Origin of the sequence: Roseofilum reptotaenium CS-1145, from assembly GCF_028330985.1 — a bacterium.
Lineage (GTDB): Bacteria > Cyanobacteriota > Cyanobacteriia > Cyanobacteriales > Desertifilaceae > Roseofilum > Roseofilum reptotaenium.
This window is the reverse complement of the sequence record NZ_JAQMUE010000111.1, coordinates 1-14,396: the sequence shown is the minus strand read 5'-3', so window position 1 is coordinate 14,396 and position 14,396 is coordinate 1. Positions and strand designations below refer to the sequence as shown.

Annotated in this window: 9 protein-coding genes and 1 pseudogene; 9 read left to right on the top strand and 1 reads right to left on the bottom strand. The window is 44.9% G+C overall.

Annotated features, from left to right (window positions below):
• Nucleotides 1–4: 4 nt before the first annotated feature.
• Nucleotides 5–5,965, bottom strand: a complete 5,961-nt coding sequence (locus PN466_RS24560; protein ID WP_271945045.1) for a type I polyketide synthase — start codon at nucleotides 5,963–5,965, stop codon at nucleotides 5–7.
• A gap of 238 nt (nucleotides 5,966–6,203) precedes the next feature.
• Between PN466_RS24560 and PN466_RS24555 the strand changes: the two genes are divergently transcribed.
• From PN466_RS24555 to PN466_RS24515, 9 genes and pseudogenes are all read left to right on the top strand, one after another.
• The gene (locus PN466_RS24555; RefSeq protein ID WP_271945042.1) at nucleotides 6,204–7,568 is read left to right on the top strand and encodes a DICT sensory domain-containing protein; all 1,365 of its coding nucleotides are present in this window, start codon (nucleotides 6,204–6,206) and stop codon (nucleotides 7,566–7,568) included.
• A 14-nt stretch (nucleotides 7,569–7,582) separates the two neighbouring features.
• Nucleotides 7,583–8,224, top strand: coding sequence for a pentapeptide repeat-containing protein (locus PN466_RS24550; protein WP_271945039.1), 642 nt, complete (start codon nucleotides 7,583–7,585; stop codon nucleotides 8,222–8,224).
• 101 nt (nucleotides 8,225–8,325) lie between these two features.
• Entirely contained in the window at nucleotides 8,326–8,790 is a 465-nt protein-coding gene (locus PN466_RS24545) for a response regulator (protein WP_271945036.1), read from the top strand.
• A 38-nt stretch (nucleotides 8,791–8,828) separates the two neighbouring features.
• Complete coding sequence (locus tag PN466_RS24540) at nucleotides 8,829–9,353, top strand: RDD family protein (RefSeq protein WP_271945034.1); 525 nt, start codon at nucleotides 8,829–8,831, stop codon at nucleotides 9,351–9,353.
• A gap of 47 nt (nucleotides 9,354–9,400) precedes the next feature.
• The gene (rpmG, locus tag PN466_RS24535) at nucleotides 9,401–9,595 is read left to right on the top strand and encodes a 50S ribosomal protein L33 (RefSeq protein ID WP_271945032.1); all 195 of its coding nucleotides are present in this window, start codon (nucleotides 9,401–9,403) and stop codon (nucleotides 9,593–9,595) included.
• 71 nt (nucleotides 9,596–9,666) lie between these two features.
• Nucleotides 9,667–9,885 carry a 30S ribosomal protein S18 gene (rpsR, locus tag PN466_RS24530; protein ID WP_271945029.1) on the top strand — a complete coding sequence of 73 codons (219 nt, stop codon included), beginning with the start codon at nucleotides 9,667–9,669 and terminating at the stop codon, nucleotides 9,883–9,885.
• 144 nt (nucleotides 9,886–10,029) lie between these two features.
• On the top strand, nucleotides 10,030–12,051 hold the full coding sequence (locus PN466_RS24525) for a ribonuclease catalytic domain-containing protein (protein WP_271945026.1): 2,022 nt from the start codon (nucleotides 10,030–10,032) through the stop codon (nucleotides 12,049–12,051).
• Nucleotides 12,052–12,243: 192 nt separating this feature from the next.
• A complete protein-coding gene (locus tag PN466_RS24520; RefSeq protein ID WP_271945023.1) occupies nucleotides 12,244–13,737 on the top strand; it encodes a hypothetical protein in 1,494 nt (497 codons plus the stop codon).
• 267 nt (nucleotides 13,738–14,004) lie between these two features.
• Nucleotides 14,005–14,396 (top strand): annotated as a pseudogene (locus tag PN466_RS24515) (hypothetical protein); the annotation flags it as partial.

Here is a 14,396-nt window from a genome sequence, read left to right as displayed (position 1 = left end):
CCCCTTAATCCTCAAGTAGTGCATTCAATTTTTGATTAATCAACGCTTCGACTTCTTCTTCTGACAGGTCTTGTATGGGAGCATGTCCTTCTTCAAGATCCTCCTCTAGGGTCTCCTCCTGTTGTTGGGGAATAAAAGGTGGGCTATTGGCTATGGGTGAACCGGATAAGTGTTGAAGCAAGTATTCGACTAATTTGTCGATTGTCGGATAGTCAAATGCAAGGGTCGAAGGCAGAGTGATTTCCAAGCTTCTTTGTAGTTTATTGCGTAATTCAACGGAAGTCAAAGAATCCATTCCCAGTTCAAAAAACTTATCTTCCAATCCAATTTCGCTAACGTTCTTAAGACCTAGTACTGGGCCCATTTGATTCCGCAGATGAGAGATGAGCAGCGATCGCCGCTCTTTGGGCGTAGAATGGCTTAACTGTTGTACAATATTGGATTCAACAGTGGGTGTCACCTCAGTCACTGTGGCTTTCTGTTGCCAATCTTCCAAGAAGGGAGAATGGGCAATCCGATCTTCCCAGACAGACCAATCCACATTGACAACGCCCACTTCCGTTAACTCTCCAGTCAAGAGAATCGTTAAAGCCTCTAAAACTTCATCAGGGGAAATAGCATTTAACCCCTGTTGTTGCAGACGAATATCTGCACCCCGTTCTGCTGCTTCTCCGACTTTCGATACGGTTCCCCAATGAATGCTTAATGCTGGTAGCCCCATACTGCGTCGATAATGAGCTAAATGATCGAGAAAAGCATTAGCGGCGGCATGGTTACTCTGTCCAGAAGAACCAAACAGAGAAGCAACTGACGAGAACAAAATGAAGAAATCTAAAGGTTGGTTCTTAGTAAGCTGGTGCAAATTCCAAGCCCCTTCTATTTTGGCTTTCATAACGGGTTCAAAACTTGACCAAGTTTGATTTTGCAAGACGGCATCCGAGAGCATCCCCGCCGAATGAATCACTCCTGCTAGGGGGTATGGGGAGCGATTAATGCGATCGCACACCTGAGTCATCGCGTCTAAATCGGATATATCAGCCCTTTCTACCGTCACGGAACCCCCCAATTTCCTCAGTTGAGCTAATTTTTCTGCGGTTAACGCATCAGGAGAACGACGACTGAGCAACACCAAATGTTGAGCGCCTTGCTCAATCATCCAGCCCGCTACCAGCAAACCTAATCCCCCTAAGCCTCCTGCGATCAGATAAGTCACCTCTTTACCGAAGCTGGGAGGAATCGATGGTGTAGCCACATCGTTCGGGACTAACCGAGAAACATAACGGCGTTGTCCTCGAAAAGCCACTTGATTTTCACTCTCCCTTGAGTGGAGTTCATCTAATAAGTTTAATGCCTGATTCTCCACCGGTTCTGTTGGGTCAAGATCCACTCGAACGCAGTTCAATTCTGGGTGTTCTAAGTCAATCACTTTGGCCATCCCCCAGACTGGAGATTGGGCGAGTCCAGATAATAGGGGTTCGGGTTCGGGAAGGGGTTGCACTCCTTGAGTTACGACCCATAATTTTGGCGGTTGGCTGTTCTCAAGTTTGACTAATTCTTGCACTAAGGATAAGGTCGCGCCACATCCTGATTTCAACCATTCATTTAACGGTTCTCTCTGAAGGATATCGCCCCTTTCCAGAGTCCAGCATTGCACCACTCCATATAAACTTGACTGTTGGACAATTTCAGTCATCATTTGTCCAAACTCTAAAGGGTGGTGAGGATTAAGGATAAATTCTGCTGCTCCAATCTTTTGATAGTGTTCTCCAGGAAAGACCAACGTGCAAGAGTGTCCGACTGAACGTAAATGGGTCGCTAGGTGCTGGCCAATTCCCTCTGGATCTGCCAAAATCAACCAATGTCGAGAGTCTGCTCGATCTTCGAGTCTAGCGGTTTCTTCTGCTTGTGCAATCATCACGACTTGGTCAGAAGAGAGTTCTAATTGCCCAGATTGTTCAGGGAGTATGACCTGCTCACTAAATCCCGTTTCCTTCAACAGTTGCTGCCATTGCAGCCGATTGAGTAATGGATAATCAGGACGCAATTCATAATCTTGAAATCTCCACCATCCTTCTAACAGTCCAAAAACCAAATCTAGCCATAGGTTCTGAGTCGCAACTTCTAATAAGACAATGAGTCCTCCTGGAGCGAGTAACTGATGTACGTTGTTTAAGGTCTGTTTGAGGTTTTCAGTGGCATGAAGTACATTAGCCGCGATCGCGATATCGTATTGATGTAAATCAACATTCTGTTGTTCGAGATCGCGTTCAATATCTAACGTTTGGTACGAAACAAAGGAATAGTCCTGAAATTTTTCTTGTGCTTTCCGGAGAAATAGGGACCCTAGATCGGTAAAAACATATTGGGTTCGACTCGGTTGAAGGTGGGGGAGAAGGTAAGCGGTTGTTCCTCCTGTTCCTGCGCCAATTTCTAAGATTCTGACCCCTTGCCTTGGAGGTAACTTTTCTATCACTTGGCTGACTGCCCGTTGGACAATCGTATTCATAGCCTGAGCAGTGGGAGACTCTTGATAGAGGTGTGTTGCTGCGGTCAAATCCCCTTCTGGAAAGACTAGCTGTACGGGGTCTATCGCTCCTCGCAATACAGCACTCAACTGAGAGGCACAACGGTGAAGAAGCGTTAATTCGGCAACGATATCTGGATATTTCTGTAATCTCGACTGATAAATTTGACTGGGATTTACGGGGGGTAGCTCTTGTACAACTTCCCATTGTTGCGATCGCTTTTTAAGCATTCCTTCTTGCACGAGAACTTGTAAAATCCGATTAAACAGTTGTTTTTGGCTATTGACGATCCCTAATTTTTGGGTAATTCTCTCTAGTGAAAACAGCTCTGTAGGCTGATAAGACCAGCCCATTTTATCCAAGGCTTGTATGATATACTCTATCCCGATTTTTTCTAATAGAGTCAGAATATTTCCTGGCTTTTCTTCCTTGAGTGCTAACTCACCCAAAATGGATTGACGTTCCATTTCTACCGGTTTGATTAACCGGGTTTGACCAAAACCTACTTTTTCTCGCCAATCTATAGAATAAAAATAATCATGAATGCCAGCTTTTCCTAACTCTTGTCGATGTTGCTTGACCAAACACTTCAGTAATTTGGGAAGTAAATCAACTTCATGAGGACTAAACTCTTCAACGGTTCTCAATCGTTCAGTTAAATGCGAGACATCGCCCTGATTCAATAAGTTAATAATTGACGTTCCTTCGTTAACTTCAGAATCTTCTATCCAATATTTTTCTCCTTGAAATGGATAAGTCGGTAAAGAAATTTTCTGTCCGGAGAAACCCCAACTGTCGTAAAATCCTAACCAATTTACCTTCGCGCCCTTTACATAGAATTCCCCTAAACTAGAGAGCATTTGTTGCCATTCTGGTATTCCTGGACGTAAGGAAGGTAAGCATAAACCGCCTTCCTCGGATACATACTCTCTTCCCATACCCAACAATATGGGTTTTGGCCCAATTTCCAAGAAAGTTTCATATCCTTGCTCACATAAGGTCACCATGCTTTGTGCAAATCTAACTGGTTCTTTGATATGATTAACCCAATATTGAGCAGTGCTGACTTCTTCTCCAGCTTTTCTACCTGTCACATTAGAAACTAAGGGGACTTTGGGCTGACGATAAGTTACTCCTTGAGCTATTGCTTCAAATTCAGCTATCATGGGTTCCATTAATGGGGAATGAAAGGCATGGGAGACTTGTAGCGTTTTAGTTTTAATTCCGAGACTTTCTAATTGACTACAAATTGCTGCTAAAGCGTCTATTTCCCCTGAGATGACAATACTTCGTTGCCCATTGAAAGCGGCGATACTAACTTGTCTAGAATAGTTCTTTATGACTGCTTTGACTTGAGTTTCCGATGCTAATACAGAGACCATTTTGCCACCGGGAGGCAAGCGTTGCATTAATTGTCCCCGCATGGCAATTAATTTCAAACCCTCTTCTAAGGTGAAGACTCCGGAAATACAAGCAGCGACATATTCCCCAACACTATGACCCATCACAATACTGGGTTTTATTCCCCAAGATTCCCATAGTTTAGCCAAAGCATACTCTACAGCAAAGAGAGCGGGTTGGGTATAAGCAGTTTGGTCGATGAGAGAGGCCTCAAGCGGCTGAGATTCATCAGGATATAAAACTTTTAATAGAGGGACTTCTAGATAGGATTTCAGAATTGCGTCACATTCGTCTAAAACCTGGCGAAAAGTTGGGTGTCTTTCATATAACTGTCGTCCCATATTAATATATTGAGACCCTTGGCCTGTAAATAGAAAAGCCACGTCTTGAGATTGGGCAGACAGTGCTGTTCCTCGAATGACCCCGTAGGTGTAAGGTTGCTTTGCAAATTCTAAGAGTTTTTCCTCTAACTCTTGCTTAGACTCAGCCACGATTGCTAGTCTTTCTTCAAAATGCGCCCGTCCTAGGGTACTGGTATAGCAAATGTCTGCTATTTCAGATTCATCCTGAGATTGTAAATAAGGGATATAATTCTGGGCTAAGTCTTGCAGCGCGGGTTTGGTTTTAGCACTAAGCGTTAATAGATTGAATGAAGGAGCGAGTTCTGTTTTTAGTTGGTCTTGTTCGGGCGGCTCTTCCAACACGATATGAGCGTTGACTCCTCCAAACCCGAAGGAACTTACTCCGGCTCGCCTAGGAACTATTTCTCCATTGTCTGTAATTAAGGGTTTCCATTCTTGAGTTTCTCTGACTAGATAAAATGGAGTCTGGCTTAAGTCTATTCGAGTATTGAGTTTCTGAAAGTTGATGGTTTTAGGGATTTGTTTATTTTTTATCGATAATAAAACTTTGATTAATCCCGCAATCCCGGCGGCTGCTTCTGTATGCCCAATATTCGTTTTTACTGCTCCTAGACCACAGTAGGGATTTTGTGGTGCTGGGATTCCATAGTGTTGATGGAGTTGTTTGAAACTCCGTTTGAGACTATTGATTTCTATGGGATCTCCCAAGGGTGTTCCTGTACCATGAGTTTCTATATAAGCAACGGTGTTGGGAGCAATATTAGCTTGGGTATAGGCAGCTCGCAAAACTTGAGTTTGAGCATAAATATTAGGAGAGGTTAAAGTTCTTGCTCTGCCCCCATGATTGACAGCACTTCCTTTGATGACACCATAAATTTGATCTCGGTCTAATCGGGCTTGTTCTAGAGGTTTTAATAGGATTATTCCGGCTCCTTCTCCTCTAACATAGCCATCGGCTTGGCTATCAAATGTTTTGCATTGCCCTGTTGGAGATAACATGCCGAGCTGACTGAATGATATATAGCTGGTGGGAGTGCATAATATATTAATTCCACCTACAAGTGCCATCTGGCATTCTTGTGCTTGAATAGAATTGATGGCTTGGTGCAGAGCAACTAGAGAACTCGAACAAGCAGTATCTACGGGCACACTAGGGCCATGAAAGTTAAAGAAATAAGAGATTCTGTTAGCAATCATACAGGTGTACGTTCCTGTGGCTGTATGTCCCTGAATATTGCCATTTTGATGTTGTATTTGATTATAGTCAGAGTTGCAAACACCGATAAATACTCCTATCGGGTTTCCGGAGAGTTCTAACGGCGAATAACCCGCATCTTCTAAACAAGACCAACTCAATTCTAAGAGAATCCTCTGTTGAGGGTCCATTCGACTGGCTTCCCTTGGCGAAACCCCGAAAAATCCAGCATCAAATTTATCAATTCCTTCGATTAATCCGGACCATTTACTAATTGTTTTGTTAGAAGTCTCTGGAATGGAAGAGTAAAATTTGTCAATATCCCATCTCTGGGATGTAGTAGTTATACTATTGACTCCTTGGAGTAAATTATTCCAGTATTCACGGTAGTTTTTTGCACCAGGGAAGCGACAGCTTATCCCCACAACAGCTATGGATCGCTCATGGTGATTGGTTTCGTTCTCATTCGTTGCAGAAATCATCTCTTCCAAGTCTTAAAGCCCAGGTTACTAACTATATACCATAGGTGGGGACACGATGAGCGATCGCTCTCAACAGAAGCTTTAATTCGTCTATGATACGCATCCCAAGTGCAGGCGCTGTATTATAAGCGTCTTTTTTGATTTTCTGAAAAGTGTGGCTCTACCTTGGTAAATTATGTCAAAATGTAATGCAAGAATTGAAGATTAGTATTTCATAAGCAACTGATAAGATAAAACAATGTTAACTGGCTCAATCCTGCAAAAACTGCATACAGCCCACCAAAACACCCAACCCCTGAACTTTGGGGTCTATTACAAAAATACTTTGGTTGCCCTGTGTCATGCCTTAGAAGATTTTATTCTCCAATGTGAGGATCAACCCCTATTGATTGCAGCATTCCAACAGGGGAAATGGTATGAGCAAGAAGCAGAACGCTATCGAGAATTAGCCCAACGAGCTTCCGAAGTGGTGATTTTAGCCACTGAAGAGGCAGGATTTACTCAACATCCGACCAGTCAATTCCCTAATGTTCAATTAGTGGGTCTAGAGAGCCACGATCCAGTTTGTCAGGAATGGCATCTGATTATTATGTCCAACAACTATACGGCGATGGTCTTATGCCAAGAATTATCTGCTGCTGATTATGGAGTAAAAGGATGGCCAAAAAACGATTGCGAACGGAAATTTTATGGGTTTTGGACATTTGAACCGACGTTAGTGAAGGAAACGGTTACGTTAGTGGCCGAACATCTGCAAGCCTACGATCCAAAATTAGCTCAACAGCTCGACGATCGCCTGCAAAACATCACCCCTAAACCTCCAGAAGCCGATCTACTCAATGCTGTAGTCTCTTCTGTTGTAGACTATCTGCAAAACTGCCAAAATCAACTTAACCCTTACAATAGTGATTCCCCTCTCTATCAGTTTCAAGACCTGACGGATAACTTGCGCTCCAATAAAATTCAAGCCTTGTTGCGGATGGCTCAAGTCATTGACCAAGCCGATCTAAGCAACCCCCATGTAGCGACAGAAGTGGCAGCGCTCTCGGATGTCATGGGACAATTGCTGGATTTACCCGTGTGGCAAGTGAAACGCTTACGGTTAGCGGCTCTGCTCCATAGACTGCCCTGCTTACAAGGTCTCCCTGAAGCCCTCGATCCCTACCAAAGCAAACGGCAACAAGAACTTCAGGAACAGCTCTCAGATTTGCCCAAACCTTCGATTTTGCGGATGATGCCCCAACTTCAGGCGATCGCCCATATTATTAGTCATCAAAACGAACATTGGGATGGTTCTGGCAAACCGGAAGGTCTCGCCTACGATCGGATTCCGATTGAATCTCGGATTCTCAGCCTGATTGCGACCTTTGAACAGCAACTCCAGAGTCAGAATTCCCAAGAGGCGATCGCAGCCCTAGAATATTGCCAAGACCTGGCTGGAACCCAATTTGACCCCAAATTAGTGGAAACGTTGACCTTATTAGTGCGAGGAATGCAACAGGGCTTGCAACTCTCGAACTTGCCCCCTAAAATTGCTTCAGGCATCTGGTTACTTGATGAGAATCCCACCCCCCTTGCTTCCCTGAACTCAACCTACCGATGAATCGAATAAATACTATGGATTTAGATCTTGTTGCCCTTCGTGCTGGCCATCTCAAACACCTTCCAGGGGTAAACTTAGAAGATGAAGACCTGACTGAAGTCCAACTCCCGAATGCTAATTTAGCGGGAGCTAACTTAGTGGGAACGATTCTTTCCTCTGCTAATCTCAAAGGAACCCGACTCGACGGTGCAAATCTGATGGCAGCCCAACTGATTGGGGCTGATCTGCGGGGGAATTTACTCGGATCAAACTTAATGCAAGCAGATTTAACTCAAGCTGATTTACGAGGGAGTAACCTGAGAGGGGCTAACTTGATGAGTGCGACTTTAACCCAAGCTTCCTTAGCGGGGGCATTTCTCAGTGGAGCTAACCTAATCGGGGTTAAGCTACAAGGTGCAGATTTGCGAGGCGCTGACTTGCGAGGTGCAAATTTGAATAATGCTAATCTTAAAGGGGTTGATTTAAGTTATGCCGATCTCCAAGGCGCAAGCTTAACTCAAGCGAATTTAGAAGAAGCTGACTTACGTGGGGCGAATTTGATTGGTGCTAACTTAAAAGAAGCCCATTTACTTTGTGCAGAGTTAGAGGGTGCAAATCTGACGGGGATTATTTGGGAAGGCGCTTGTTTAGTCGGGACAAGCCAGAATCCGGGATAGGATTGTCAAAGGGGTTTTATGCGATTGCCTTGTTCTTCGGTAGACCTTAAGAATAGGGCAGTAGATGCCATAGAGTCATCCCATTTTTGGTTAAGAGTTCTATGCAGCACATTCAGTTTGAACCATCCCAATTTACCATCCTGGTGGTTGAAGATAATGCCACTAATATGCGCTTGTTGATTGAACTTTTGCTTGATGATGGCTATCAAGTAGAAGCAGCAGTCAATGGTCTTGAAGCTTTGGAAATAGCTGAACAAATCTGTCCTGATGTGATCCTTCTAGATGTGATGATGCCAGGTCTGAATGGCTATGAAGTGTGTCAAAAACTCCAGGATAATCCTCAAACGGAGCAAATTCCCGTGATTTTCATTACGGCGATCGCTCAGGTGGCGGATAAAGTTAAAGCTTTTGAACTGGGAGCGGTTGATTATATTACCAAACCGTTCAATATCAAAGAAGTCATGGTACGGTTGAAGGGGCATTTGATTCGGCGATCGCAGCATAAGTATTTGGAAGAAAAAATCACAACCCTAGAACAGGCCTTATCACACCACCAAAAGAATTAATCTATTGCCTATTCCCCATTCCCTACTCCCTACTGTTCATGTTCAGTCCCCCCCCCGATCGCTATTTTCCCAGAGCGCCTCTGTCACGACGGACAGCAGCGTTTGCTATAGATTTGGCTACGATTTGGCTCTTTTGTGCGATCGCCGGTAGGAGTTTGTTTTTACTAGCGTTTCTCTTAGCTTGGTTTACGGCTCGGATCTTTATTGTCCTCAAAAATAAGGGGCAAAGTTTGGGACGCTATGCCTTTGATCTGCGAGTGGTAGACCAAACGGGACGGACTCCCCTATTTTCTGACTTATTAAAACGCGAAGCCGTTCTCGGACTCGCCTCAATGTTGGCTCTGATCGGATTTAATGCTCTCAATCCAGCCAATGCCTGGTCACTGCTGTTAATATTACCCCTAGGGGTCGATTGTGGCTGGGCCTTTGCCGAAACCAATTGGCGACAAGCTTTTCATGACCAAGTAGCAGGGACTTTGATGATTCAAACCCGTCGTGGTTATTCTTTAGATTTGAAACTCAAACAAATAGTTGCACAATTACAAAGACGTATGAGACAATAGGAAATTGTGTTTAATTAACTCTAAAAACTTTTAGCGCCCGTAAAGCTATGGCTAAGAATAAAGGTGTCCGCATTACTGTGACCCTAGAATGTACAGAGTGTCGCAGTAACTTGGCGAAGCGATCGCCAGGTGTCTCTCGGTATACAACCAAGAAGAATCGTCGTAACACGACGGGCCGATTAGAGCTGAAAAAGTTCTGCCCCCACTGTAACGCCCATACAACCCACAAGGAAATTAAATAACCTCCAGTTGCTTATTTTGAGTTGCTGGAATTAAGCCCATTGTCCCCAGAATATCAACCGAGATCAAACCTATGTCAAATTACTACAGAAAACGGGTTTCCCCCATTCAACCCAAAGAAAAAATTGATTACAAAGATGTGGATTTACTCCGTAAATACATCACTGAAAGAGGTAAGATTTTGCCTCGTAGAATCACGGGGCTAACCTGTAAGCAACAACGTGCCCTAACAGCAGCCATTAAACGGGCGCGGCTGATTGCCCTATTACCCTTTGTCAACCAAGAAGGTTAAGCAGCGGAGTCGGGATGGGTAAAGTCAGCACATCCTATGGAGAAAAGTCGGACAGAGAAGAATTTCTGAACTAGGAAAGTTAACTCTGCCAAAGACTGGTAAATTAAGGCTGTGATGTTGTGAATCAATCCCTAGGATAGTGCTGTGGAGAAGGGAAGGCTAATTGAATTTAGACTCAATGGGGAACGGCGACTGGCAGTAGCCGATCGCCCAGAAGGAAAGAAAAATTGGGTAGTAATTGACGAAGGCGCTCATAGTCATACGATTAAGCGCCAACAGATTACCTATGAAGTGGCGGGAGAAGCTTATACCCCCTCAGATATTCCCCGGTTCCTCAAAGAAGTAGGGCCCTATCTTGACCCATCCAACTTAGAAGTAGCCTGGGAACTGTTGGTAGAAGCGGGGGAAGCGGTAACCCCCGAAGACCTAGCTCAGTTACTCTATAGCGATCAAAGTCCTCCCTTGTGTTATGCTGCCCATTGCTTATTGGTTGAAGATAAGCTTTACTTTAAGCAAAAGGGCGATCGCTATGAACCCCGCCCGAGTAGTTTAGTCGCGGAAATTCAGCACCAAAAAGAAGTTCAACAACAACGGCAACAGGAAGCCATTGATTTTCTTAATCGCATCAATCGGGCCCTAGCGGGAGAAGTGTTAGAGTGGACAAATAGCGATCGCTCTCGTTTAGAGGCGATCGAGAAATACGCTATCCATGGTAACAGCACAGAAGGGTTTAAGCCGTCGGCGATCGTTGGCGAAACCCTAACAGCGCTCAATCGTCCCGATACTCCCCAAGCCTGCTTCGATCTCTTAGTTACCTTGGGGCTATGGAGTCCCCACGAAAACCTATTTCTGCGGCGGAGTCAAATTCCAACTCAATTCTCAACAAAGGTACTCGAAGTGGCCCAAGGTTGCCTTCAAAATGCTCCGGATGACCCGGACTCCAACCGCCTAGACCTAACTCATCTTAAGGTCTATACCATTGACGATGAAAGTACCACAGAAATTGACGATGGTTTGAGCATTGAATACCTGGAAAACGATCAAACTCGCGTCTGGATTCACATTGCCGATCCCACAAGATGGTTAACCCCTGGAGATGAACTAGACCTAGATGCCAGACGGCGAGGCACTACCATTTATACCCCCACGGGCATGATTTCCATGTTTCCCTCAGAATTGGCTACCGGCCCCATGAGTTTAATTCAAGGGAAAGAATGCTGCGCCCTCAGTTTCGGCGTAATTTTAGACTCAGAAGGGGCGATCGCCGACTACACCATCCACGCCACCCTGATCAAACCCACCTATCGCCTCACCTACGACGATGTAGAAGAAATGCTCCATCTGGGCGTTCCCGCAGAACCAGAAATCGCCACCCTCGCCCAACTCGCCAAACTGCGGCAAACCTGGCGCACAGCCCAAGGCGCAATCAACATCTCCATGCCCGAAGCCTCCATCAAAGTCAAAGACGACGAAGTAACCATCACCCTCCTCGAAGATGCCATCTCTCGGCAACTCGTCGCCGAAATGATGATCCTGGCTGGAGAAGTCACCGGACGTTATGGTTCTACCCATCAACTTCCCTTTCCCTTCCGTTCCCAACCCCAACCTGAACTCCCCCCAGCCGAAGAACTCATGCAACTCCCCGCAGGACCTGTCCGCTCCTGCGCCCTACGTCGTTGTATGCCCCGCAGTGAAATGAGCATTACCCCCGCTCGTCACGCCAGTCTCGGACTTGACTTTTACACTCAAGTGACCTCCCCCATCCGGCGCTACATGGACTTACTGACGCACTTCCAACTCAAAGCCCATCTGCGGGGTGATCCCCTGCCCTTCTCCGAAGCCAAACTACAAGAACTTATGGCTGCCATTGCTCCCAGCACCCAAGAAGCCAACTGGGTAGAACGCCAAACCAACCGATATTGGGGATTAGAATTTCTGCGTCGCCATCTCGATCAAGTTTGGCAAGGTTTAGTCCTGCGCTGGTTACGGGAAAACGACAATTTAGCCCTAGTTTTATTAGAAGAGCTGGGTTTAGAAATGGCCATTCGCTTTACCAACCCGGTAGCTCCTGGCGATTATATCGAGCTTAAAGTCACCTATGCTGACCCCAGAGAAGATGTTGTCCATTTTCAGCATGTCCTAGAACCGGCAGCCTTAGAATCTTAATCCTTTCAGGGGATGGGTGGATGGGAATTGTCCCATTCTTAATACCTATACCCGTTGCTCGCTCTCTCAGCCATAATGGAAGGGTATCTTCAACAGATAGACTTATAGACTTGGCACTTAGGATTCAACCAGTACATAGGGTTCAAACCAAAAGAGATTAACCCTAGAGAGCGTTTAGGAGCGTGTTCGGATATGGATTCAGTATTCAATCGAATTGGGGAATGGAATCCCCAATTATTAAGGGAGTTAAAAGGGAGACTCAAACCCGCTCCCCTCTTGTTAGCCTTGGGAGCGGCTGTTATCTTACAAGGTCTTCTGATCCTAATAGCCACGGAATATAATCATTATCAGGAGTTCTCCTGGTCAGTTATTTTCCATACCTTGGGTTGGATTATACCTTTAACCTTATGGATCTGTGGGGTCTTTTTATTGACCAGTGACATGGCGAAAGAGGTCAGAAAAGGAACCCTCAATTTTATTCGCTTCAGTCCTCAAGAGAGTAAAAAAGTCTTATGGGGTAAAATTCTGGGCGTGCCAATTGTTGTATACTTTTTTGCGTTGCTGTGTTTACCCCTTCATGCTTTGGCCGCTCTACAAGAGTATTCTTTAGTTCATGTTTTAGCCCTGTATAGCCTCTGGGGATTGGGTTGTTGCGTGTGTTATAGCCTTGCCCTGTTATTTGGCCTAATCGGTAATGAAAAGATTGGGGAACAAGCTCGTGCGGGTAGTGCGAGTCTTATCAGTTTAATGGTGATGCCGTATTATTTACAAGGGGTGAATTGGTGCTTGGATGAGTATGTTTTTCACCAGGCAAGGTATTTTGACGGCTATTGGTTCACACTTCCCCTGTCATCAGCTTCAGTGGGTTATGGATTAACAGTGGTAACTGGTGTAGGGATCGCCTATTGGATCGCTCAGATTGTGAATCGAGTATACCAAAATCCCCTAGGCACACGTATGAGCAAGTCTCAAAGCTATGGAATGATTGCAGGGCTTCAGATATGGTTATTGGGGTTCGCTCTTCCTGTTGAGTTAGATTACCCTGACCAAGGATGTTATCTCTTATTTGCCCTCAGTTTGTTTAATCTGATGGTCGTGCTTCTGAGCAGTTTTATGGTCGCTCCAGAGCGTCAAAACTGTTTAGATTGGGCTAGATATCGCCATCAACAGCCTAGGGAAAATCGAGGTTTAATTGGGGATTTGCTTTGGGGAGAAAAGAGTCCTGCTGTGGTAGCGATCGCTCTCCAAGTGTTGATAGTTACTGGGATTTGGGTATTTTGGGCATGTATCCGCTTACCGAACCCAGAACGAACTTGGGCGATTTTCTCTTTGATTCTCTCAGCTAATCTGATGCTGATTTATGGGCTGATTATCCAATTAAGTTTACTCAATCGCTCTAAAAAGCGCATGGCGATCGCCGGATTTTTAGTGTTTGCAGGGTTACTTCTACCCTTAATGATTGTTGGAGTATTAGAACTCAGCCCGAAAATGGCCGCTGGGTGGTGGATGTTCTCCGTCTTTGGAGGTGCTTGGTTTGCCTTAGAACAAACTGCCCAGACTTTAGTCTTACCCTTTGCCTTTTCTCTATTGGCTCAATGGGCACTATTCACCGGTTTGAATACCACCCTAATTTCTCAGTTAAATAAGGCTGGGGAATCAACAACTAAGGCTCTGATGAATTATTAAAGCTACTCAGACATGATGGATCAGTAAAAATCACCATCATAGCTGTCTCCAGAAGGAGACAGCTATGAATTTATGTGAAATATATGTAAGTATCTGATTCTAGACAAGGGAGTCAGAGTAGAAAAGTCTAGAAACCAAAGATATTGATGAATCGGGATGACAGGATTTGAACCGTAGACCCTAAAGTGAATTAACGCCATCCCAAGAGGTGAAAGCTTTGCCTAGTTTGCACTCTAGAACCTTGAAAAGGAAATAGGTGCAAAATAGGTGCAAAACTGGAAAGACTATCTAGATCGTTCCTGGTCAATGGCAAGTGAGTATTTCCACTCTAACCAAATTGACCCATCCAAGTACGTTGACCATGAGTTAGTGAGGATTTACCTCAAAGCTTGCCAGAAATCAACCCCAAAGGGTGTCCCTATCAGCAAGAACCGTAGTCGTTTATCGCTTCGGTTCAAAGTTGCCAGCAAGTCTCAGACTTCCGATAATACTTGCAATGAATCTTTCACTCGCGATGGGTGCATCAACGCCTTAGCGAAAGCCCTAGCAGTCTTTGACAAACTCAAGGAAACTGAATCAGAGTCTGAATTTTGGTCATGGTACGAGTCGGAAATCAAGGGAACTGTGTCTCTTGAGAATGACATCATTACTATTGGCGA